Here is a 23,716-nt window from a genome sequence, read left to right on the forward strand (position 1 = left end):
GAGGCCCACGAGAACGGCGCCGTCGAGGCTCAGAACAACCATCTCAAGGTCGCTCTCGACCAGGCGCTGATCCTGCGCGGCTCCCGCGACTTCGCCGAGCTCGACGACTGGAAGCGCTTCGTTGACGAACTGGTCGCCCGCCGCAACCGGCGGCGCGAAGCCGCTGTGCGCACTGAGATGGCCGCGCTGCGACCGCTGCCCATCCGGCGCACCACCGACTTCACCGAGGTTGTCTCCCGCGTCACGAAGACCGGCGGCTTCCTGGTGCATGCCGTCTTCTATTCTGCGCCCTCCCAGCTCATCGGCAAGCGGCTGCGGGTTCATGTCTACGACGATCGGATCGAGGCATTCCTCGGCGCTACCCGGGTCGTCACCCACCCCAGGCAGCGCGGGCGTCGGGACGGCGTACGCGTCCATTGCGTGAACTACCGCCATGTCATCCACGCCCTGCGCCGCAAGCCGCAGGCCTTAGCAGGGTCGGTCTATCGCGATGGCCTGTTTCCCCGCAGCGAGTACGAGGCCGCCTGGGCTGCGCTTTCCACCGCCTTGCCCCGCAGGGACGCCTGTCGCCGGATGGTCGACCTGCTTTGGCTTGCCCATGACGAAGCCTGCGAGGCCGAACTCGCGGGGCTGATTGCCGGCGTCCTTGACGAGGGCCTCTTGCCCGAGGCCCGGGCCCTGAAGCCGAAGCTGGTACCGCGGCGGCGCGAACTGCCGGGAGACACACCTGTCACCCTGACCGACCTCTCCAGCTTCGACGACCTGCTGGAGGGGCGGGCATGACCGCGCCCGTGCCGCGCCCCGTCGACGTGCATGCGCTGCCCGCCATGCTCACTGCGCTGCGCCTCCCCAGCATCCAGCGGCACTGGCCCGCACTGGCCGGGCGCGCCGATGCCGAGGGTTGGCCCGCGTCCCGCTTTCTTGCTGCCTTGGCCGAAATCGAGCTCGCCGACCGCGACGCACGGCGCATCCAGCGCCACCTGCGCGAGTCCGGGCTACCCGGGGGAAAGACCCTCGCAACCTTCGACTTCAAGGCCTTGGCAGGCGTCCCAAGGGCCCGCATCGAGGCCCTCGCCGCCGGGGACTGGGTCGAGACCGGCGCCAACCTGATCGCCATCGGCAATTCCGGCGCCGGGAAGACCCATGTCCTCTGCGCCATTGGACATGCCTTGGTCGAAGCCGGGCGGCGGGTCCTCTACACCCGCACCACTGATATGGTGCAGCGGCTCCAGGCCGCCCGACGCGACCTCGCCCTCGAGGCTGCTCTGGCAAAGCTCGACAAGTTCGACCTGATCATTCTCGACGACATCACCTACGCGCAGAAGGATCAGGCCGAGAGCTCCGTGCTCTTCGAACTCATCGCCCGGCGCTACGAGACCAAGAGCCTCGCGATCGCCGCCAATCAGCCCTTCAGTGCCTGGGGCAGCGTCTTTCCTGATCAGGCTGTCACCGTTGCCGCGATCGACAGACTGGTCCACCACGCGACCATCCTGGAAATGAATGGGGACAGCTACCGCCGGCGAGCTGCAGCCTCCCGACAATCACCCGAGGCTGTCGCTCCGCCGACAGCCTCCAGCGACAACATCAGCGACAAGCTCGAGGAGAAAACCGCACAGTAACATCAACGAAGAACGCAGCGGTCAAAACCGGCCAATTTGGTTGTCGGTAGCGGCCAAGGAGGTTGACGCTCTACACGCTTGAGCGGTACGCATAGTATACGGTAACTAAGTCTGGCCCTGCGGCTTAAATACCGACCGGCCCGAATATGTAATTTAATTTTGCCACACCTACCATCTTTGTTACTCGAGAAGCAGAACAACTTTCAATGGTGCACGCTCAAGCTATGGTAGCGTCCGAGGACGTGGTGTAAAATCATCGGCGCTGCCGGTGTAATCCGGGGTGGCCATCGAGGTGTATGATCGAGGTGGAGTTTCGACGCTTCAACCACGGATCTTACGGAGACCCCGATGACCAAACCCACCATGGACCTGTCCGAGCTTCTGGCAAAGCATGATCAGGGCGATTTTCTGCGCGGTATTGCCGAGGCTGTGCTGCAGCTGATCATGGAAAGCGATGTCGACGGCCTGATCGGCGCCGGTCGGCACGAGCGCAGCGGCGAGCGAACGACCTGGCGCAACGGCTATCGCGAGCGTGCCCTTGATACCCGTCTGGGCACGTTGAACCTGCGCGTGCCGAAGCTTCGGCAGGGCAGCTATTTCCCCGGCTTTCTCGAAGCCCGCAAGACCTCGGAACAGGCGCTGGTAGCGGTGATCCAGGAAGCCTGGATCAGCGGCGTCTCGACCCGCCGCGTCGATGAGCTGGTCCAGGCCATGGGGCTGAGCGGTATATCGAAGAGCACCGTTTCCAAGCTGTGCAAGGATATCGACGAGCGCGTTGGCGAATTTCTGAACCGCCCGCTGACCGGGGAATGGCCCTATGTCTGGCTGGATGCGACCTATCTGAAGGTGCGACAGGGCGGCCGGATCGTGCCGGTGGCGGCGATAATCGCGGTGGCTGCCAACACCGAAGGTCGCAGGGAAATCATCGGCCTGGGCATCGGCCCCTCGGAGGCCGAGACTTTCTGGACCGAGTTCCTGCGGTCCCTGCGCGCCCGGGGCCTCGGCGGGGTCCGGCTGGTGGTCAGCGATGCACATACCGGCCTCAAGGCCGCCATCGCCCGGGTCTTCGAGGCAACCTGGCAGCGCTGTCGCGTTCACTGGATGCGCAATGCTCTGGCCCATGTCTCACGCGGCCAGCACACGGTTGTCGCCGCCGCGATCCGTCAGGCCTTCGATCAGCCCGATCGCGCGCATGCCAGCGAGACCTGGCGCAAGGTGGCCGAGCAACTGCGTCCTCGCTGGCCGAAGCTGGCCGACCTCATGGACGCCAGCGAACACGATGTGCTCGCCTACATGTCCTTCCCGCGCCAGCACCGCACCAAGCTGCACAGCACGAATCCCATCGAGCGGCTGAACAAGGAGGTGAAACGCCGCGCCGATGTCGTCGGCATCTTCCCAAACGAGGCGTCCATCATGCGCCTGATCGGCGCCGTGCTCTTCGAGCAAAACGACGAATGGCAGACATCCAGCCGCTATATGATGGTCGAAGCCTTCGCCCAGATCGACAAGGAAGAGATCGACCCCATCCTCAGCATCACCACAAAGGCCGCCTGATCATGACCTCAGGCCATCCCGGAATTTACACCACCTTGACGGACGTGACCCAAGCTATAGAGTATCGGTAAATTTGTCGATACCAGCTTGAGCGCACAACGAGTCCTGCGCCGGCGTTCCCGAGCTGATGCCGATCGCGCCGACAACCTGGTTGTCAACAAGGATCGGTATCCCTCCAGCGACGACTGATAACCGGCCACCAATTGCAGAGTTGATTCCATAAGCAGGCTGCCCCGGCTGGCTTGCCGCTCCATAGCTCTCCGTCGTGCGCTTTGCCCCTGCAGCAGTAAATGCTTTGTCCTGAGCGATTGTCGTGCTTGTGACTTTCCCGCCATCCATTCGTTCGAAGGCGATGAGTTGACCGGATTCATCAGCGATTGCAATGCACATGGGCACGCCTATCTCTTCGGCCTTTGCACGGGCTCCTGCGATCAGCACGCGTGCGTCATCGATACCCAGTCGTTTAATCAGTAACATAGAATAATCTCTGCATGTTAATTTAGGCGTGGCGACAACAATCCGCTAGGGAGGTGAGTGTAGGCTTCCGGCGCTCGCCCTCAGGCGAGAGTATAGGCGGTCTTGACGGTCGTGTAGAATTCGGCAGCATAGCGGCCCTGTTCGCGTGGGCCGTAGGAGGAACCCTTGCGGCCGCCGAAGGGGGCATGGAAATCGACGCCAGCCGTCGGCAGGTTCACCATGACCATGCCAGCTTCCGAATTACGCTTGAAATGGATCGCGTGCTTCAGGCTCGTCGTGGCGATGCCGGAGGAAAGGCCGAAGCTGGTGTCGTTGGCGACGGCCAGCGCCTCGTCATAGTCCCTGACGCGGATGACGGCGGCGATGGGGCCGAAGATCTCCTCGCGGGCAATGCGCATGTCGTTGGTCGCCTCAGTGAAGAGTGCGGGAGCCAAATAAAAGCCCGGCGTTTCCCGCTCGAGCCGTTCGCCGCCGAAGGCGAGCCTTGCTCCCTCGCTGCGGCCGATCCCGATATAGTCCAAGTCCTGCTTCAACTGGCTTTCATCGACGACGGGTCCGATATGTATACCGGCCTTCAATGCGTCATCCACAACGAGGCTCTTGAGCTTTTCTGTCAAGGCCGCAACGAAGCGCTCGTGGATGCCTTCCGTCACGATCAGGCGCGACGAAGCGGTGCAGCGTTGACCGGTCGAGAAGAAGGAGGAATTGGCGACGGCCTCCACGGCGACGGACAGATCGGCGTCGTCCAGAACGACGAAGGGGTTCTTGCCGCCCATTTCGAGCTGGAATTTCCTGTTGTGCTCGATAGACGACGCCGCCACGCGCCTGCCGGTGCCGGCCGAGCCTGTGAAGGTCAACGCGTTAACGTCCGGGCTGTCGAGCAGCGTCTGGCCGGCGACGCTGCCGCGGCCCATGACGAGGTTAACGACACCGGCCGGCGCGCCTGCGCGGTGGAGGATGTCTACGAGTGCCCATGCGGAGCCCGGTACGAGGTCGGCGGGTTTCAGCACGACGGTATTGCCGTAGGCGAGCGCCGGGGCCATCTTCCAGGCGGGAATGGCAATGGGGAAGTTCCAGGGTGTGATGATGCCGACAACGCCCACCGGCTCGCGGGTAATCTCGACGCCGATATTCGGCCGCACCGAAGGTAGCACCTCGCCGGAAAGACGAAGTACCTCGCCGGCGAAGAAGTCGAAGATCTGGCCGGCGCGGGTCACCTCTCCGATTGCTTCGGGCAGGGTCTTTCCCTCCTCACGTGCGAGCAAACGACCGAGATCTTCCTTACGGGCGAGTATCTCGTCCGCGGTCTTGCGCAAGATCACATGGCGCTCGAGGATCGGCGAGCGAGACCATTCGGGCAGGGCAGTCCTGGCGGCGGCGATGGCGGCTTTTGTATCCTCGGCGCTGGCGCGGGCATACTCACCGACGACCTGGTCGGTGTTGGACGGGTTGATATTCACCGACGCCTCGCCGGACACCCAATCACCGCCAATGAGATTTCTGTGCAGCATTGTAATTTCCCATCCGCTTCATTTGACCATGACATAGGCGCGCTGTACGAGCCCCAACACGCAGTTGGTATTGCCCTCGATGAGGGAGCGAGGTCCGGCAAACGCCCGACGAAGAAGATCAATTCCGGCCCAATTCCGGCCGTTGAATACGACAAGGCAGGCCAGATGAATAATTCATCTCACCCCGCACCCGATCCAAAAAAGGGATTCTAGCGCGATCGCTACGGTTTCCCATTTTTCCCAAACATGTTTTTCCATGCCTCGGTGCCCGCCTTCGCTTCCCATTTCTTGCTGTCGGCCAGCGTATCTATACCCGCTCGAACGCCCGGACGGTCCTTGATCGCCTGGTACCATCGATCGATGTTCGGGTAGTCCGACAAGTCGCGGCGATGCAGTTTCCGGGTGCGGACCCAGGGAAACGTGCTTATGTCGGCAATAGAGTATTCGCCGGCGAGATATTCATGCCGGCCCAGGCGCTGTTCGAGAATGTCGTATATCCGGCCGACTTCCCGGTCATAACGCTCGATCGCGTAGTCGATCTTCTCGCTCGCATAGACCATGAAATGATGCGCCTGCCCCAGCATCGGGCCCATCGTCGCGTTCTGGAAGATGAGCCATTTCAGCGCCTCGTAGCGACCCTCGGAATCCTGAGGGAGGAACTTACCTGTCTTTTCGGCAAGATAGATCAGGATGGCGGCGGATTCAAAAACCGCATAAGGCCTGCTGTGCGGGCCATCGTGATCCACGATGGCCGGCACCTTGTTGTTGGGATTGATCTTCAGGAACTCCGGCCTGAACTGTTCTCCCGCGGTTATGTCGACTGGAATGACGCGATACGGCAGATCCAGCTCGGCGAGCATGATCGCGGCCTTGTAGCCGTTGGGCGTGGGCCAGAAGTAGAGATCAATCATTGTCGACTATTCCTATCCGACGATCTTCGCCCCTGCCGGCTTGTCGATGAGAAGCCCCGGATTCATGATCCAGTTGGGATCGAGCTCGTTCTTGGCGGCGCTCAGCACGCGGCGGAACAGCGGATCGACTTCCTTGTCGTACCAGGGACGGAACGACTTGCCGACGGCATGGTGGTGCGTGCAGGTCGCGCCGAGCTCGATCAGCGCATCCGACGCCACGCTGTGCAGCATCGAATAGGCTTCGAGGCTGTTGTCATGCGTCGACGGCGCCATGATCGAGTAGTAGGGAGCCGGGCCGTCGGGATAGAGGAAGGAGAACCTGCGGCAAACGATGCCGCCGCCGAGATGCTGCCGCTGGGCCTCGCGGACACGGCGCATGATCTCGGTGTCGACCTCCTCGAACTTGTCCCAGGTATAGGCGGTCTCGAAGGTGAAGCTGACGATCCCCATCGCCGCGCGCGTATGCATCAGCCGGGGTAGATAGCGGAACTGATGCCGCCAGTTGCCCTGGGGTCCGCTGCGGCTCGTCTCCAGCGCGTTGTCGGACGTGCCGGCGCGCTGCTTCACGGTGCCTCCGAAATCGCGGCAGATTTCCAGGCCGCGCTCCAGCCATGCGTCGACCGGGTGGTCGGCGGACTCGAAGCCCAGCAGCAGGACCGACTCGGAACCGTCTCCCGCGCCGTAGAACTTGGCGTCCTGCTCGTCCAGATAGCGGCAATTGGCCGGGAACAACCCCGCCTGGGTGATCTGCCGGACGGCCTTGGCGCCCTCGTAGAAGGTCCGGAACGCAATCGACGCATTCGCGCGGAATTTCACGCGCCCCTGAAGACGCATCCAGGCCTCGGTGATGATGCCCATCGTGCCTTCCGAGCCGATGAACAGGCGGTCCGGATTGGGGCCTGCGCCCGAGCCGGGCAGCCGGCGGTTCTCCAGCGTGCCGGCGGGCGAGACCACGCGCAGGCTCTCCACCATGTCGTCGATATGCGTGAGATGGGTCGCATAATGGCCGGACGACCGCGTCGCGATCCAGCCGCCCAGCGACGAGAATTCCCACGATTGCGGGATATGGCGCAGGGTGAGGCCATGCGGCTTCAGCTGCTCCTCGAGCGCCGGCCCGAGAATGCCCGCCTGTATCCGCGCGCAGCGCGAGACGGGGTCGATCTCGAGGATCTGGTTGAGGTTGCCCAGGTCGATGACGACGACGCCCGGAAAGGCGTCGCGCTCGGGCGCCCAGAAGCCGCCGGTGACGCTCGATCCGCCGCCGAAGGGGATGCAGGCATAGCCGTTCTCGCCGCACCAGTCGAAGACGGCGGCGATGTCCTCCTCGTCGCGCGGGTAGGCGACGACGTCCGGCGCCCGGCCGAACTCGCGCCGGTAGATCAGGACCATGTCCTTGAAGCCCTTGCCGTAGGTATGGGCGATCCGGTCCCATTTCTCGGACGTGCAGAAATCCTCAAGCGCCCTCGGGATCTTTATGCGCGACGGGTGAAGCTCGATCTCGTCGACGGTCGGATCCGAAAGAACGGTGATATCCTTGATGCCGAGCCGTTGCTCCACGCGCTCGCGCATGACCTGGATCTCGTCCTGGGAATTGTCCTCGTCCTCATATCCCCACGTCCAGAATTTCCGGCGCTTTCCATAGTAGCCGCTCTTTTCCTTCGCCACGGCGCATCCTCCTTTGATCCTCGGGCTTCCAACCATCCAGGTGCGTATGTCTCGGAAGCACCGCGATTTGGTTCTACCAGATTGGCATATCCAAACTGCTCGGTCAATGGCCGGCGGAAGGGATCGCGGCCCCCGGGGAACGGTCATGCGGGAGGCTGGAGATCACGGGCAGCAGCGCGATACGGGGTGCACTCCCGGGCCCTTGGGCCAGGGTTCGTGACAGCGATGAAGAAGGTTGCAGCCCGGGATGCTCAGCTCACCCGGGCGATGAAGACGAAGCGCCTTCGCCCTGGACGATCTCGTCGGCGATCTTCTCGGCCATGGCCATGATGGGCAGGTTGGTGTTGCCGCTGATCAGCGTCGGCATCACGGAACCGTCGACCACGCGGAGGCCGACGAGGCCGCGCACCCGCATGCCCGGGTCCACGACCGAGGCGTCGTCGGCGCCCATGCGGCAGGTGCCGACCGGATGATACACCGTCTCGGAGCGCGCCCGCACGAACCCCTCCAGCGCGGCACGGTCGCCGAAGGCGTCCGCATCGATCGGGCGCTTCACGAAATTGCTGAGCGGCCCGGCCATGATCATCTCGCACATGTCGCGCACGCCGTCCCTCAGGCTCTCGAAGTCCGCCCGCTCGGAGGCCAGGCGCGGGTCGATGGCGGGGGCGACGCCGGGGTCGGCGCTGCGCAATCTCACCGTGCCGCGGCTCTGCGGCCGAAGCTGGCAGACGCGGACGGCGAAGCCGTGATCGATGCGCTTGCCCGGAGGCGGATTGCGCAGGACGTTGGCGAAATGCGCCTGCCACTCCGGCAGCGACGAGGATCGGTCGGGGCCCCAGAACGCCCCGGCTTCCACGGCCTGGGAGGCGGCCGGCCCGTCCCCCTTGAGAAGATAGCGGGCGCCAGCCATGCCGCCTTTCACCAGGCCCATATAGGGGGTCAGCGTCGTCGGCTGCGACGCCTCGAAGCGCACCGCGCAGTCGAGATGGTCCTGGAGGTTCTCGCCCACGCCCGGAAGATCGTGAACCGGATCGATGCCGAGAGACCTCATGTGGTCGGCAGGCCCGATGCCCGACAGCATCAGGAGCTGCGGCGAGCAGATCGCGCCCGCAGTCAGCAGAACCTCCCGGTCGCAGTCGATCACCCTCTCGCGGCCGTCCTGCGCCACGACTACGCCGCGGGCGCGGCCCTTTTCCACCTTGATGCGGCGGACACGGCAGTTCGCCAGCACGGTCAGGTTCTGCCGACCCTCGGCGCGCTCCAGATATTTGAACGCGCCGGACCGCTTACCGCCGGCGATCGTGAGCTCGTAGAAGCCGGCGCCGATCTGCGAGGCGCCGTTGAAGCCGTGGTTCTCGGGCAAGCCGGCGGCGACGAGGCTGTCGACGAAGGCCTGCGCCGTTGGGCGCCTCGGCCCGTAGGACAGCTTGATGGGGCCCGAGCGCCCGCGCGTGCCGTCGCCTGCGTCGGCGACCAGGCTCGCATCCTCGACCCGGCGCAGATAGGGCAGCATGTTGGCGGCGCTCCAGCCGGGCATGCCTTGGGACGCCCAGGAATCGTAGTCCCTGGGATTGCAGTGGATCGCGATCATCGTGTTGATCGACGATGACCCGCCGATGACCTTGCCTCGCGGAATATATATCTGCCGATTGTCGAGATGCTGCTGCGGCTCGGTCCAGAATCTCCAATTATAGCGATTGCTCGTGTATAGGATCTTTATCCCGGCGGGCATGTCGACGAACAGCGACTTGCCTCCACCCGCCTCGACCAGCAAGACCTTGACGCCAGGGTCTTCGCTCAGGCGGGCGGCCAGGACGCAGCCGGCGGATCCTGCGCCGATGATGATATAGTCGTAACGCGACATGGACCTTCTCCTGTCGGCGACGGTCGCCGCCGCCATTTCACACGCGATTATCCCTTCAGCGCGCCCGCCGACAGACCGGCGACGAAATACCGGTAGCAGAAGATGAAGATCACGAACAAAGGCAGCGCTATCAGCGAGGCGCCGGCCAAGACCTCGCCCCAGCGCAGGTCATGGACGCCGAGCAGCGAGGCGAGCGCCACCGGAAGCGTCTTCTGCTGGTCGCTCATGATCAGGATCAGCGCGAAGACGTAGTCGGCCCAGGACAGCAGGAAGGAGAAGATGCCGACCGTGATGAGCCCGGGCGCGGAGAGCGGCAGGACCACCTTCACGAAAGCCTCGAACTGCGAGCAGCCGTCGACCATGGCGGCTTCCTCCAGGTCGAACGGCATTGCCTTGAAGAAGCCCCACAGCAGCCACACGGCGAGCGGCAGCGAGATCGCGAGATGCGCGATGAGAAGCCCCCACAGGCTGTCAGTGAGACCGGCCCAGCGGAAGGCCGCGGCCATCGGGATCGCCAGCATCAGCGGCGGGAACATGTAGGCGAACAGCATCGAGGCGACGAGCGTGGTCTTGCCGCGGAAGCGCAGCCGCGTCGCGCCATAGGCGATGAACGCCGACAGGACCAGCGAGACGACGATCGTCCCGACGGCCATCAGGACGCTGTTCATGAAATTGACGAGGTAGTTCGTCTGCTGGAACAGCGACGTGTAGGAGGCGAAATCCGGCGGCCAGAACACGAGCGAGGAGTCCAGGAACAGGCGCTCCATCGGCCTGACGCTTGAGATCATCATCCAATAGATCGGGAAGAACGAATAGACGCATATCGCGATGACGGCTGCGTACAATCCGATCTTCGCGGCCGTCTTCTTGAAGAGTTTCCGGCTTTGCCCTTCACGCGCTGCGCCTTCCGGACGCTGTGGTGAAGGTTGATGCCGGATTGGACCCTGCCCGGGAAATCGGGTGTCGGAGACAGTTGACGATCTTTCCGCATTGCCTGTCATGCTCACCGCTCCTGTTTCGTGTCATCGATCGGGAACAGGCGCAGATAAATCAGCATGACGCCTGCGAGAATGAGGAACGAGATCGTCGCCACGGCGGCGCCCCCGCCGAGATTGAATTCCAGGAACGACTTCCGGTAGGCGAGCGTCGGCAACGTCTCGGTCTGGTTTAGCGGTCCACCCTTCGTCAGCAGCCAGATCAGGTCGAACTTGTTGAACATCCAAATGCCCCGCAACAGGATGACCACGACAAGGACCGAGCGCAGGCCGGGTAGTGTGATGTGCCAGAATTGCCGCCACGGGCCGGCGCCATCGACACGCGCCGCTTCATAAAGTTGAGTGGGGATCGTCTGCAGGCCAGCCAGGACGCAGGTGACGACGAACGGCGTCCACAGCCACACGCTGACGAGGACGATCGTCCCTCGGGCAGTGAAGGCTTGCGAACTCCAGTCGGCGATCCCGATCCCGAACGAGGCGAGGAGGCTCTTCAGCAATCCGTAGTTCGGATCGAGTATCCATTGGGCGATCAGGCAGGCGACGACGGTCGGCAGGAAGTATGGAAGTATGGAGACCGCCCTGACGACGGATTGGCCGAAGAACCTCCTGTTCAGCACCAAGGCGATACCCACGCCCAGAACGACCTGGAGGAAAATTGCGGAAAGCGCGATCATCAGGCCGTTTGCGAAGGACTGCCAGAACAGCGGATCCTGTATCGCCTTGGCGTAATTTGCCAATCCCACCCATTGGAGTTCGCCGACAAACGATTTCGCCGAATAGAAGGAAAGCATGATCGCATAGACGAGCGGCCCTCCGATGATGGCTCCCAGCACCAAGATGCTGCCTATAAACAACGTTACGATTCGCCAGTCCTGGGCCATGGGTCATATCCTTTGAAGAAAGAAGCGGGGCGTTGCCGCCCCGATCCTGCGTTCAGATCAGGGACCGTATCCGCTGCGCCGCCGCCGCGATGCAGTCGGCGGAAGGAGCGTTGCCGAGAGCCTTCTGCTGGAGCATCTCCGGCATGACATTGGCGTTGAAGACGGTGCAAGGCCGGATGTCGATCGAGGGACCGCTGGTGTCGATCGCCTTGATCACGACGTCGTCGCTCTCGATGAAGGACTTCATCGTCATCATGGTTTCCCAGTGCTTCTGGATCATGGGATGGCTCTTCCAGCGCTCATTCTCATAGATATCCATGCGCGCCGGGTGATTGTTCATCCAGGCGGAGAGCAGCCAGTCCACATAATGCTCATCGACGAACCACTGCAGGAACTTCAGCGCCTCCTCGCTTTGCGGTGTCTTGAAGACGCAGAAGCCGTCAAAGGCGTAGGAGAGCGCCTTCCCGCCGGAACTGCCGGGGGACGCGAAGACGCCGTATTTGTCGGCAAGCTCCGGGTTGGTCGCCTCGAGCGCCTCGACCAGGCGGCCGGAATAGAGCGTGTGCGCGCTCTTGCCCGTTGCGAAAAGGCTCATCAACTGGGCGAAGCTGACCGTGTTCATGCCCGGCGGCATGGTCTTGTACAATTCTGCGTACAGGTCCAGGAAGCGTTTGGCGCGGTCAGCATTCTCGCCCTGATCCAGAACCACATTCCAGTCACCGTCGAAAAGCTCCACGCCTTCTGCAAACATGTTCCCGAAAGCGGCCCAGTTCGTCGCGCTGTCGCTCGCCAGAGGCACAACGCAGCCGCCGACATCGACGTTAGAGCCGTCAAGTACCGTCAACGCCCGGCAGTTCTCCAGGAACTGATCCGACGTCTCCGGAATCTTCAGGCCCTTCTCGGCGTAGAGATCCTTTCTGTAGTAGTTCATGACGAGATTGTAATCGAAGGGATAGTACCAGTTCTCGCCCTCGTAGTCCCAGGCTGCGCCGCGCCCCCAATCATACCGCTTCACCATGTCTGTGAGCGGCACGAGCACGCCCGCATGAACAAATTCGAGGACGGTCGCGATGAAGCTGGCGGTCATGAGGTCGTAGGGCTGGCCGCCATTGATCGCGGCCATCGCCTTTTCCATCGATCCGCTGATCGGTGAGGAATCGATGATAATCTTGACGCCGGTCTTTGCTTCATACTCATCGCACGCGTTTCTCAGCGCGGCTTGGCTTGCGGCAGACGTCTCGTTGTTGAGAAAACGAAGCGTGACGCCGGATTGGGCGCGAACCGCCGGCGCCGCCAGGCCGGTGCCGATGACCGCGGCCGACGACACGAGAAAGTTTCGCCGCGTCAGGCCGAATAGACCCGTTCCAGCCTTCTTGTCACCTGGAATGTATATGCCCATTATCTGCTCCTCCCCTGTTTAAGGACTATTAATGACGTCGAACTTCCAAGACGTATTTCGGCCTGAATCGAGTGAACGCCTTTGTTTCCTCCTGCTTTCGACGATGCCTCTTCTTTCTTCGAATCCTGGAACAGACGGGCGCTCCCTCCGGATGCGGTGTGTCCCTGGTCAGGGGGCGGAGCCTCGCGGCTGCCCGCCCTCAGTGAACGGCGATCACGAGTATTCCTTCACGTCGGCTTCCGACATTCGCAGCGTAGCGCCGCTGGCTGAAGCGAACAGGTGCAATCGCTCCTTCGGGAACGCGATCGGAACCTTGTCCCCGGACCGTATTCCGTCCCGACGGTCGAAAACGGCGCGCATTCTGTGACCGGCGATCATGCCCATGAGATAAGTCTGGGCTCCGATCTGCTCGACCAGGCTCACAGTCATCTCGAACGGCGAACCGTCAGCAATGACCAGATGCTCCGGCCGGATACCGAGCGTCACGGTTCCTTCGTTCGTGGTGAAGGTTCGTTCCGGTATGCTTATCGTGAGGTCGCCGGATCGCACGGCCATCCGCCCGCCCTCATCGATCAGTTGTCCGTCGATCAGGTTCATTTCCGGCGAGCCGATGAAGCCGGCGACGAACGTGTTCGCGGGCGTGTCGTAGAGCTCGAGCGGCTTGCCGGCCTGCTGGATCACGCCGTCACGCATGATCACGATGCGATCCCCAAGCGTCATCGCCTCCACCTGGTCGTGCGTCACGAAGATCATCGTGGCTCGGAGCCGGGCATGGAGTGTCGCGATCTCTTCCCGCATCTTGACGCGTAGCTTTGCGTCCAGGTTGGACAGAGGCTCATCCAGGAGGAAGACGTCGGGATCGCGCACGAGCGCGCGCCCGAGGGCGACACGCTGCATCTGGCCGCCCGAGAGCTGACGCGGCTTGCGATCGAGCAGCGCTTCGAGATCGAGACTGGCCGCTGCCGCCCTTACCCGCCGGTCGATTTCCTGCTTGTCTTCACCGCGAACATGCAGGCCGAAAGCCATGTTGTCGTAGACTGTTTTCTGCGGGTACAGCGCATAGTTCTGAAAGACCATCGCGACGTTGCGGTCCTTCGGAGGCAGCCCGGTGACATTCCTTCCACCGATAACGATTGCGCCCGACGTGGCCTCGTCCAGACCGGCGATCATCCGTAGGGTTGTCGATTTACCGCATCCCGAGGGACCGACAAAGACAATGAGTTCGCCATCTTCGATCTCCAGACAGAAGTCCTTGACCGCCCAGGGCCCTTGCTCTCCGCCAAAGGACTTGGAGACATGTTGGAGCGATATTCGCGCCATGCAGCGTAACCTCCCTTAACATGAGGCCCCAATGAGAGCCTCGCGTGCCGTCCCTCCAGACGACCGCTTGTTGACCAAATTGGATAGACCAGTACTGTCGCTTCGTCAATGTCTCCTGATGGATTTGATTGACCTAAGCATAATTGGATTGACCAATTTGGTATCTCCAGTTAGGCATTCTCTTGTGTCTTTTCTGAGAAATACGTCAATTACGAACGCGGTGGTTGAAATGGCTGGACCCTTAACCGGATATCAAGTTCTTGATCTATCGAGGATTCTCGCAGGTCCTTGGTTAGGGCAACTCCTGGCCGATCTGGGAGCGACGGTGTGGAAGATCGAACGTCCGTTCACCGGCGACGACACCCGTCACTGGGGACCGCCGCATCTTGAGGGAACGACCGAGAGCGCCTATTTCCTGAGCGCCAATCGCGGAAAGCATTCGATCTGTATAGACATCTCCACCCAAGCTGGCGCGGATATCATCCGATCCTTGGTAAAGAAGGCCGACGTTCTTATCGAGAACTACAAGGTCGGCGACATGAAGCGCTACGGGCTGGACTATGAAACGCTCCAGCGCATTAAGCCGGACATTGTGTATTGCTCCATCACTGGCTACGGCCAGACCGGCCCGATGAAGAATGTAGCCGGATACGACATGGCCATACAGGCTATATCGGGGCTGATGAGTATCACGGGCGAGAGCGACGACAAGCCCGGTGGCGGTCCCCAGAAGGTCGGCGTCCCGATCTCCGATCTTCTTACGGGAATGTATAGCGCTGCCGGCGTGCTATCGGCGCTATTGCATCGAGAGCGGACGGGCGAGGGCCAGCATATCGACATGGCGCTTCTGGATGTCCAACTCGCCGCACTGGCCAACCAGAACCTGAACTTCCTGACCACCGGCACGCCGCCGCGGCGATATGGAAATGCCCATCCCAATATTGTGCCTTACCAGGTGTTCGGATCGAGCGACGGGTCCTTCGTGCTCGCGGTCGGAAACGACCAGCAGTTCCGGAAATTCTGCATGGCGTCCGGATTGGAAAGGCTCTGCGAGGATCCCCGTTTCACCACGAATACCGACCGCCTACTGAATCGCGACGACCTGATCGCGATCCTGACCGGGCATCTCGCCCAGGAAACGACGGAGTACTGGATCTCCCTTCTCGAGCCGATCGGCGTGCCATGCGCGCCGATCAACCGCATCGACCAGGCATTCGCGCATCCGCAGGTCATCCATCGCAAATTGCAGATCAGCCTTCCCCATGCCACCGGCAAGACGGCGCCTCTCGTGGCCAATCCGATCAAGTTCTCGCAAACGGAAATCGAGTATTCGACCAGCCCCCCGATGCTCGGGGAGCACACGAAGCATGTCCTGAGCTCAATCCTCGATATCAGCGGCGATGAGATATCGCGGCTCGAGAAGGACAAGATCGTCTATTGCGGGTGAGATGAGCCGGTGCCGCTGGGTGCCTGGCGGCGCCCTTTACTGGGGCGCCGTTCGGCGGGCGTGCCATTCCGGCACGTTTATGCGGGCAACCCGCACGTCGGCCCGGATTCAGAACTACCAATTTGCTGGACCGATTCTGGTTTTAGCGATACTATAATATTCAGTTGACACGATATCCACGGACAAGCCTTGACCCTGGCAGGCTGTGGCATGCCTGATGATGATTGTCATTCTAGGGCTGCTTCAGGAGCCGTCGGCAGATTGGCCGGGCGCGCCCGATCGGGCTGGATGGGAAAAGACCAAGAAGATACTCGGAATGACTGAAAGAACCAAAATTGTCGGCTCTCCGAATGTTGTGGGGAGAATACTCTCGTTCATTGAGGAACGTCGCTATCAGCCGACTGAACGGCTTCCTTCGGAGCGTGACTTTGCCGACAAGTTTGATGTCAGTCGCGGGGCTGTTCGCGAGGCTTTGGCCGCTCTGGAATCGATGCGCGTGATCGAGCGGAGACCCAATTCGGGGATTTATCTCAGAAATTCCGATGAGAGCAGTATTGAGGCCCTCGTCTTTCGCGCATCGTCCGGCCTGCCGTTTCAACCGGATGAGACGGCGGACGTCTTTGAAGTGCGAAGCATCCTTGAATTGCAGGCCGTCAGGCTTTCCTGCGAGCGCAGGAGGGATCAGGATATCGACCACCTGAAGGAGATACTTCACAAGACAAAGCTGGCAATCGATGAAAAGAAATCGATAGAAGTCGAGGATGAAGCATTCCATCTCGGCATCACCGCTGCCACGCAGAACGAGATACTTCTCCGAACTGTGAAGCTTTTTTACGAATTTTCGAAGCAGCGCCGCATCATATATTTCTCGGAGTATGCCAGAGGCAAGCAGGCCTATGAGGATCATTGCGAGATTCTCGAGGCGATCGAGAACCGCCGAGCCGATTTGGCCGTGCGAAAGATGGACGGCCATTTATCCGGCGCCCTCGCGACATGGCAAACCCTGCTCGCGACCCCGGAGCCCGCCGCCAAGTGATGGAAAATTGCGCCAAGCCATCGAGGAAGTTTGGAGTTTCATCTAGCTGAACCGCGTTTTGATTGGCATTGGAGAGCGGATGACGACTCCGGAAGTCGTAGCTGAGGCGATGTGCGCATATGCCGAAGAACTGAGCCGGTAGAACCGAGAGCGTTATCCCGATGGCGAAGCATAGAAGGCGGAGTTTTAGAAGATCGAAAGTAGATTGCAAGCTCGTCGAGGCAATTGCTGACGCCGTGTATCACCCTAAAGCGTTTTGCGTTTGATCTGAATCGGACGGAGATTCACATGGTGCCGATTTTCTGATTCACTTCTTCTGGGAGGTGGATCATGGGCAACCCCTATTCTTTGGACCTTCGGGAACGGATCTGCGCTTACGTTGCTATGGGAAACTCGGCCCGTTCAGCAGGGCGGCTTTTCGGGGTGAGCGCCGCGACGGCGGTTCGGTTTGCGGCGGAGCATCGAGACCACGGTGCTGCACGCCCCAAACCACAAGGTCGCCCGGCTGGTCAGTTCGGCAAGCTGGCACCGCATCGGGATTTTCTGCTGGAGATCGTGCGGGCCGAACCGGACATCACGCTCAAGGAACTCGCCGCTGCCCTGTCGGAAACATATGGCGTAGATGCTCAACTCTCTTCGCTACACCGCGCTCTCGAACGGGCGGGGCTATCATATAAAAAAAGGACTGATCGCGGCGGAACGTGATCGGCCCGCGCTGCGCCAGGCCCGCCGAGACTGGATCACGCATCGTCAGCCCCGCATGCGACAGGAGCCGCACAGGTTGGTCTTCATCGACGAAACGGCGGTCAAGACCAATCTCACGCGGCTGCGCGGGCGCGCCCCAGTCGGGGAACGGCTCTATGGCACGGCACCTTTCGGCAAGTGGGGGACACAGACCTTCATCGCCGGGCTGACGCAAGACGCCCTGATCGCACCTTGGGTGATCAAAGGCGCAATGAACAGGGCGGCCTTCGACACGTACATCGAGACGCAGCTTGCCCCGGCCCTCGATCCCGGAACCGTCGTGATCCTCGACAACCTGTCTACACACAAAAGCCCGCGCGCCGCCGAAGCCATGCGCAAGCGAGGCTGCTGGTTCCTGTTTTTGCCCGCCTACAGCCCCGATCTCAATCCTATCGAGATGGCTTTCTCCAAACTCAAAGCCCACTTGCGGCGCATCGGCGCCAGAACCTTTGATGCCTTGTTCGAAGCCCTTGGTGACATCTGTGACATGTTCCATCCAGACGAATGCTGGAACTTCCTCAAAGCTGCCGGATATGCCTCAGATTAAATGCAAAACGCTTTAAGCGACGGAGGGCTCGGGGCCACCTATGCGGCCGGAACCATTCTCAGCGCCATGACGCTCACCTGGGCGGGGCGCTTGATCGACTACACGACCGTCCGCCGATTCACATCCGGCGTGGCGCTTCTGCTCGCCGCAGCCTGCATTCTCGTGGCCGTCAGCGCCAATTTCATCATGCTGGCGGTCGCTTTCTATTTTCTGCGCCTTGGCGGACAGGGCCTGATGACCCACACGGCGCTTACCGCGACGGCGCGGGCCTTTCCCCAGGATGCCGGCAAGGCGCTCGGTATCATCGCGCTTGGCCTCTCTGTCTCTCAGGGCCTTTTTCCGATTGCCGGCGTCACGATGATGGAACTGTTCGGCTGGCGAACGGCCTGGATGATGAACGCCGGCCTGGTCATCGCCGGTGTGGCAATCGCCCTGCTCTTTCTGCCGCGCGTGGGTGACAAAGCCATTCGCAGCCGCAAGGACAAGCCGGCCGAAGGTTCATCGACCGTGCCGCTATGGCGCGATCGTCGTCTTTTGCTCACTCTCCCGGCGATCCTTGCCGGCCCCTTCATCGTGACGGGATTCTTCTTCCATCAGGCGCGGCTTGCCGAACAAAAGGGATGGGACATTTCGATTGTGGCAGCGAGCTTCGCCGCCTTTGCCATAGTCCAGGCGGTCGCCTCTGTTGTGATCGGCCCCGTAATCGACAGGATGGGGCCGAAAAAGCTACTGCCCCTTTTTCTGTTGCCCCAGGCGCTCGCGATGCTCCTGATCGGCCTCATCAGTGTGCCGTGGATCGCGCCTGTTTACATGGTCCTTATGGCGGCCTCGATGGCTATTGGTTCCACGCTCGCAACCGCCCTCTGGGTCGATCTGTTCGGAGCCTTCGAGCTTGCAAGGGTCCGATCGGCGGTTGAAGCCGGGGCCGTCATAGCCAGCGGCGCATCCCCGATCGTCATGGGCGTTCTCATCGACGCCGGCATTCCGCTTTCATGGCAGGCGCTTGGCTGCTCTGCCTATGCGGTCCTGGCTTCGATCATCGCGATAGGCGTGATGCGCGCCAAAACCACGTAGCAGGAAAATTCGGGCAAATCCCGACACTTGCAAAACCACTACCGGCGCGAATTGCTCTCGACTACGGGCAGGACAACGGGGCAACGCTGCTCCTTCTTGCTTTGGAACATATCTGCGATGCACTTATCCAGCGCCGCGCGGTTCGTCTCATAGACCCACCCGGCCGTCACAATGTCCTGCGAGCGCTTCGGGTCGGCCGCCTCGATCATGGCGCGACCAGCGCTGACGCGATCCTGCCCCATGACAAGGCTGGCAACATGGCTGTCGGCCGAGAAGGGCAGGACGCGCGGCAACAGCAAAGTCAGGAATATCCCAACGAACACCCCGACAACGCCAGCCGTCCACATGCGGAAATCCTGACTTTTCCGGTCGTAGGCGCTTTTCGTGTGGGCGGCGAGGTTCCGGCCGGCGCGCTCGAGGTCGGACGCCTGCCGCTCGAGCTGCTGCGCGGCGGTGCGTATCAGGGCCTCGCCGCTGCGCTCGAGCGCGGCCGCATAGTGCTGCGCGCCCTGCTTGAGAATGGGGGATTGCTCAACGCCGTGCAGCCGCTCCGCAACAGTGTCGAGCGCCTGCACGAGCTGGGCGAGCTGGGGCTTGTAATCGGTCTGCGGCTCGATCTTGTCGAGCTGGTCGAAAGCCGCTTCCAGCCCGCGCCGCATCACGGTCATTTCCGCGCCGATCTGCGCGCCCTGCGTCTCGATCGTGCGCCGGAGCGCGTCGAAGGCTGCGGCCGGGTCGCCGGCGTCCTCGTCCAGTGTTTCCGGCTCGATTCCTTCCCTGTCGTCGTCCAGTTCCGCCATGATCTCCCTGCCTACATTCCCAAACCGATGCCCCGGCTAATCTGCCGGCTGCGTGTCATTTCCTCTTGCAGCTCGCGGGCGATGCTCTGGCCCCGGCGCAGCTCCTGCCCGATTCCAAGCTCCCGGCTGCGATTGCGCACGAGGGATTCCGCCTGCGGATCGCGTTCAAGGCTCTTGGCAAGGCCGCTCATCTGGTTTTCGACCTTGGCGCGGGCATCGTCGTGTTGCCAGCCGCGAAGCTCCCGGCGCTGGCCCTGTAGCTCCTGCCAGCGGTTCACAAACCGCTCGGCCCTGACATTGGGGTCTTGCAGCGCGGCGTTTTCGCGCTTCATCCCGTCGATGACATGAGCGACACGCTCCCGGCCGGAAAGCTCGGTCATGGCGCGCGCCGTTGCCGGGTCGTTTTCCAGCGTCGAGCGCATCAAATCTTTCATGCCGCCCTGCACCTGGTCGAGCTGCTGGCCGGCAGCGCCCATTTCCTGCCGCTGCATGTCGAGGACCGGCAGGCCCTCGCGCCGGTGCTGGTCGATCGACTGATAGGCCCGCGCATAGCGGTCAACGGCCTGCTCAAGCGGCGACTGCCCCCGCGCCCGCTCGGCCAGCCGGTCGGGCGTCGGCGCCTGCCGCAAGCTCCCCTCCCTTTCCGGCCGCTCTGTGCGCTCCTGCGAGGGCGCAGAACGCGCATTGAGCTTGAGGCCGACGAACATGCCGCGCCGCTGCTTCTCGGCCTGCTGCGGCCGTTTCTGGTCGATCTGCAGGCTGTCCTCGCCGGCGCGGTCCTGCTGCGGCCCCTCGACCGCCGCGCCGCGCCCGAGTTTCAGGCCCTCGAACGGATTGCGGCGCTGTTGCCGATCGCCGGCGAGATCCGCGCGCGGATCTGCACGAAGATCCTGCGCGAGATCTCGGCCGACTTTTTGCGAGGATCTCGGCGCACGGTCCTCGATCCGCTCCCGCTCGCCGGGGTGCCGCTCGGCCGTCGACTCCCTGTCCGGACGTAGCCCGGCATGTTCGGCCGGAATCTCGATCTCGCTGCGGACGCCCATTTGCTCGGCAATCCCGCGCCGCTCGGCAAAGTCGCGGGTATAATCGAGCGTCGTTTCCTTCACGCCCGACCGGGACAGGCGGCGTTCAAGCTGGTCATAGGCCAGCTCGCCGGCGTCCTGAACCTTCCATGTGTTGCGGTGCGTCTGTGTGCCATCCGGCAAGGTGACAGGGGTGGAACCTTCATGTTGAAGGCCGATCTTCTCCCCGATCTCCGGCGCGGCCGCCTTCATGGCCCGCTCAAGATCGACGCCCCATAGGGTGCGCTGCTCGCCCTTGGCGTTTTCCAGCGTCACAAAATAGCTGTCGGACTTCTGCGGGTCATGCTCGAAGGGCGCGGCCCCATGCTCGACCAGCCGGCCGGCATTGGTGAACTCGTCCTGTGCCGCGTAGAGCTGCACGCCGTCGCGATGCCGGGTCATGGCGACATAGGTTAGATGCCGGTCCATCGTCCCCGACGCCATCACATAGGACCGATCGACCGTCGCCCCCTGATTTTTGTGAATCGTCGTCGCATAGCCGTGGTCGATCGCCTGATAGTCGCCCATCGGGACGCTGACGCTATTGCCGCCTCGGCCGTCGAGCTGCGCGACGATCCGGCCGGCCTCGACATGCTCGACGGTGCCAAGCATCCCGTTTTTCACGCCAAGGTCGCGGTTGTTCTCAAGGAACACGATGCGGTCGCCGGGCGCGAACTCGCGCTTGCCGTCATTGGTCTGGAAGGTCAGCGCGCCGGCGTCCTCGCCCTGCGCCAGCTCGCCCCGGTCCTGTAGCTCGGTCCTAATCGCGTCATTGATCGCCCGAACATCGGCCCGGCGATGCGCCATCGCTACGCGGGTTCCCTCCGGCCGCTCGTCACGATCGGCAAGATAATCGCGCACGATCTGGCCGCGCGCGTCCTCGCCGGTTTCGGCAAAGCTGATATTGCCATGCTCGTTATAGGCTCTCAGTCCCAAATCTGTGCGATGCGTCGCAAACTGAACCGATGCCTCGCGCTGCCAGTCCACCCGCTGCCGGCGGATTTCGGAAAGCTCGGCATGGCCGATTTCCTCCGTGATCGCCCGGAACGGTGCGCCGGCCCCGATCGCCTGTAGCTGCTCGTGATCCCCGACAAGGACGATCTTCGCCCCGCGCGCCTCGGCCTCGGTGACAAACCGGGCGAGCTGCCGGCTCCCGACCATGCCCGCCTCGTCGATGACAAACACGTCGCCGCGGTTGAGCTGGCCGCGGTCGTTCTCCCAACCGCGGGACCATGACGCCAGCGTGCGGCTCTGGATGCCGGAACTTTCCTCCAGGCCCTCGGCCGCCTTGCCAGACAGGGCCGCGCCGTGAACCGTGTAGCCCTCGGCCTCCCATGCCTCGCGGGCGGCCGCGAGCATGGTGGACTTGCCAGCGCCGGCATAACCGACAACGGCCGCGATCCGCTCCGGCCCGGTGATATGCTCGATAGCCCGGCGCTGCTCGTCGGACAGCCGGGCGGAAGCATCGCCCGCGCTGCGTTGAATGGCGGCGTCCTGCCTCTCTATCGCCCGCTCGACATGCCGGCGATCGACGCCATGACGATCGCTCAGCCCGTGGCTGTGCGCCGCGTGCATCCGCTGCGCGCTCTCGATCATGCCGGATTCGATCTCGACCATTTCGCGGGTTGAGAACCGCGCAAGCTCGATCTCGCCCGTTGCCGGGTCGATCCGCTCGGGCTGCAACTCCATCAGCGCCGGCGAGGCCATCACCTTCGCAAAGGCGCTCTGGAACTCCTGCGGGTCGTCATTGATGTAGCGATGCAGCGCCCGCGCAACGTCGTGCCGGTCGAACACGCTCTTTTCGCCGGTGATGATCGTCAGAACCTGCTCGGGCTTCTCCCGGATCAGCTCGGCATTGCGCCGGGCCGCTTCCTCGTCCAGCCTCGCCCGCGACACGTCGAGGCCGCGCCGCTCCATCTGCGTGGCATGGACGCCCATATGCTCGGTCGGCGCGATCTCAAGCCCGCGCTCCATGTGCGAACGATGGTCGATCCGGATATCAAGCCCGGCCATCGCCAGCCGCTCGTTGGCGATCCCCTCCCACCTCTGGCGAAGGTCGCGGAGCTGCATATCGGTCGTCGGCAGGTCGTGCGCCAAGAGCCATTTGTTTTCGCGCTCAAGATAGGTCTTCTCGCCTAAGCCGTCCCCCGTCACCTGCCGCGTCGTCATCATCACATGCGCATGATGATTGCGAACGTCGCTCGCATCGTGCGGTGCGTGAATGGCGAAGTCCACGGCAGCGCCGTAGCGGTCGGCCAGCTCCTGCGCGAACTCTCGGCTGGCCTCTAGCCGTTCCTCGGCCGAAAGCTCGTGCGGCAAGGCAATCTCGAATTCGCGGGCAACGCGGGCGTCCTTCCGCTTCTCGGCAAACTCGGCGGCGTTCCACAAGTCCGACCGATCCCGCGCCCAATCGGCCGAAACACCTTGCGGCAAGACGATCTCCGCATGTTCCACGCCCTGCTTGGCCGTGTAGTCATGCGTGATTCCGTCGCGCTCGTTGGTCAGCTTCTCCCCGGCACGATAAGCCATCGAGGCGACGGCGCTACGGCCGCTCGCTCTTGAAACTGGCTTCATGCTCAAATGGTAGATTGCCAACCTGTTTCCTCGATCCCGTTTCAAGGTTTCCCGCCAGCCTACAAGCTGGTGGCGCGCTGAGTTGCGAAGCAACTCGTAAGTGCGCCCTTCTCAACTCAATCGCTTCGCTCTTTCGTCGCTCGGTGTGGCGCTTGCGGCAAGGTCGATGCAATGAACTGATGCCCGGATTGTGCTGCAAATCCGCCGAAAACTCAAGCGCAACAGGCAAACGCTGGA

General features: G+C 62.4%; 18 protein-coding genes. 7 read left to right on the forward strand and 11 right to left on the reverse strand.

Annotated features, from left to right (window positions below):
* The 3 genes from ABDF71_RS25535 to ABDF71_RS25545 form a co-directional block, all read left to right on the forward strand.
* The coding region (locus ABDF71_RS25535) for a Mu transposase domain-containing protein (protein WP_500061982.1) at positions 1 to 783 on the forward strand (783 nt) is incomplete at its 5' end.
* On the forward strand, positions 780 to 1,619 hold the full coding sequence (gene istB, locus ABDF71_RS25540) for an IS21-like element helper ATPase IstB (protein WP_052081803.1): 840 nt from the start codon (positions 780 to 782) through the stop codon (positions 1,617 to 1,619). The genes ABDF71_RS25535 and istB, both read left to right, overlap by 4 nt.
* A gap of 348 nt (positions 1,620 to 1,967) precedes the next feature.
* A complete protein-coding gene (locus tag ABDF71_RS25545) occupies positions 1,968 to 3,173 on the forward strand; it encodes an IS256 family transposase (RefSeq protein ID WP_036744002.1) in 1,206 nt (401 codons plus the stop codon).
* 54 nt (positions 3,174 to 3,227) lie between these two features.
* Here ABDF71_RS25545 and ABDF71_RS25550 read toward each other — a convergent pair whose 3' ends face one another.
* The 9 genes from ABDF71_RS25550 to ABDF71_RS25590 all read right to left on the reverse strand — a co-directional run bounded on the left by ABDF71_RS25550 (position 3,228) and on the right by ABDF71_RS25590 (position 14,196).
* Positions 3,228 to 3,650, reverse strand: coding sequence for a GlcG/HbpS family heme-binding protein (locus tag ABDF71_RS25550; protein ID WP_036744000.1), 423 nt, complete (start codon positions 3,648 to 3,650; stop codon positions 3,228 to 3,230).
* An 80-nt stretch (positions 3,651 to 3,730) separates the two neighbouring features.
* Positions 3,731 to 5,161, reverse strand: coding sequence for an aldehyde dehydrogenase family protein (locus tag ABDF71_RS25555; RefSeq protein WP_036743999.1), 1,431 nt, complete (start codon positions 5,159 to 5,161; stop codon positions 3,731 to 3,733).
* A gap of 221 nt (positions 5,162 to 5,382) precedes the next feature.
* On the reverse strand, positions 5,383 to 6,072 hold the full coding sequence (locus ABDF71_RS25560; protein ID WP_036743997.1) for a glutathione S-transferase family protein: 690 nt from the start codon (positions 6,070 to 6,072) through the stop codon (positions 5,383 to 5,385).
* A 12-nt stretch (positions 6,073 to 6,084) separates the two neighbouring features.
* Positions 6,085 to 7,737: an FAD-binding oxidoreductase gene (locus ABDF71_RS25565; RefSeq protein WP_036743996.1), complete on the reverse strand. Its 1,653-nt coding sequence runs from the start codon at positions 7,735 to 7,737 to the stop codon at positions 6,085 to 6,087.
* A 256-nt stretch (positions 7,738 to 7,993) separates the two neighbouring features.
* Positions 7,994 to 9,601: a GMC family oxidoreductase gene (locus ABDF71_RS25570; protein ID WP_036743995.1), complete on the reverse strand. Its 1,608-nt coding sequence runs from the start codon at positions 9,599 to 9,601 to the stop codon at positions 7,994 to 7,996.
* 47 nt (positions 9,602 to 9,648) lie between these two features.
* Positions 9,649 to 10,602, reverse strand: a complete 954-nt coding sequence (locus tag ABDF71_RS25575; RefSeq protein ID WP_500061983.1) for a carbohydrate ABC transporter permease — start codon at positions 10,600 to 10,602, stop codon at positions 9,649 to 9,651.
* Positions 10,603 to 10,604: 2 nt separating this feature from the next.
* Positions 10,605 to 11,477: a carbohydrate ABC transporter permease gene (locus ABDF71_RS25580; RefSeq protein ID WP_036743994.1), complete on the reverse strand. Its 873-nt coding sequence runs from the start codon at positions 11,475 to 11,477 to the stop codon at positions 10,605 to 10,607.
* Between the two features lie 52 nt (positions 11,478 to 11,529).
* Positions 11,530 to 12,876, reverse strand: a complete 1,347-nt coding sequence (locus ABDF71_RS25585) for an ABC transporter substrate-binding protein (protein ID WP_052081768.1) — start codon at positions 12,874 to 12,876, stop codon at positions 11,530 to 11,532.
* A 213-nt stretch (positions 12,877 to 13,089) separates the two neighbouring features.
* Positions 13,090 to 14,196: an ABC transporter ATP-binding protein gene (locus ABDF71_RS25590; protein WP_052081767.1), complete on the reverse strand. Its 1,107-nt coding sequence runs from the start codon at positions 14,194 to 14,196 to the stop codon at positions 13,090 to 13,092.
* 229 nt (positions 14,197 to 14,425) lie between these two features.
* On the opposite strand from ABDF71_RS25590, the gene ABDF71_RS25595 reads away from it, so the two are divergent.
* The 4 genes from ABDF71_RS25595 to ABDF71_RS25610 all read left to right on the forward strand — a co-directional run bounded on the left by ABDF71_RS25595 (position 14,426) and on the right by ABDF71_RS25610 (position 19,044).
* A complete protein-coding gene (locus ABDF71_RS25595; protein ID WP_036743992.1) occupies positions 14,426 to 15,643 on the forward strand; it encodes a CaiB/BaiF CoA transferase family protein in 1,218 nt (405 codons plus the stop codon).
* A 217-nt stretch (positions 15,644 to 15,860) separates the two neighbouring features.
* Positions 15,861 to 16,679: a FadR/GntR family transcriptional regulator gene (locus ABDF71_RS25600; RefSeq protein WP_197056024.1), complete on the forward strand. Its 819-nt coding sequence runs from the start codon at positions 15,861 to 15,863 to the stop codon at positions 16,677 to 16,679.
* Positions 16,680 to 17,009: 330 nt separating this feature from the next.
* Positions 17,010 to 17,970 (forward strand): IS630 family transposase gene (locus ABDF71_RS25605; protein ID WP_197056037.1). Its coding sequence is split into 2 segments (ribosomal slippage): positions 17,010 to 17,354 and positions 17,356 to 17,970, totalling 960 coding nucleotides; the frame shifts between segments, so codons are not numbered across the junction.
* Positions 17,971 to 19,044 (forward strand): MFS transporter, encoded by a 1,074-nt coding sequence (locus ABDF71_RS25610; protein ID WP_500061984.1) that lies wholly within the window; start codon positions 17,971 to 17,973, stop codon positions 19,042 to 19,044.
* A 38-nt stretch (positions 19,045 to 19,082) separates the two neighbouring features.
* Here the strand turns inward: ABDF71_RS25610 and ABDF71_RS25615 are convergent, their stop codons facing one another.
* Positions 19,083 to 19,844 carry a DUF6118 family protein gene (locus ABDF71_RS25615; protein WP_500061985.1) on the reverse strand — a complete coding sequence of 254 codons (762 nt, stop codon included), beginning with the start codon at positions 19,842 to 19,844 and terminating at the stop codon, positions 19,083 to 19,085.
* Between the two features lie 11 nt (positions 19,845 to 19,855).
* Positions 19,856 to 23,500, reverse strand: a complete 3,645-nt coding sequence (traA, locus tag ABDF71_RS25620) for a Ti-type conjugative transfer relaxase TraA (protein WP_500061986.1) — start codon at positions 23,498 to 23,500, stop codon at positions 19,856 to 19,858.
* Positions 23,501 to 23,716: the final 216 nt, after the last annotated feature.

Source organism: Ochrobactrum sp. WV_118_8 (genome assembly GCF_039631535.1).
Classification (GTDB): domain Bacteria; phylum Pseudomonadota; class Alphaproteobacteria; order Rhizobiales; family Rhizobiaceae; genus Brucella; species Brucella anthropi.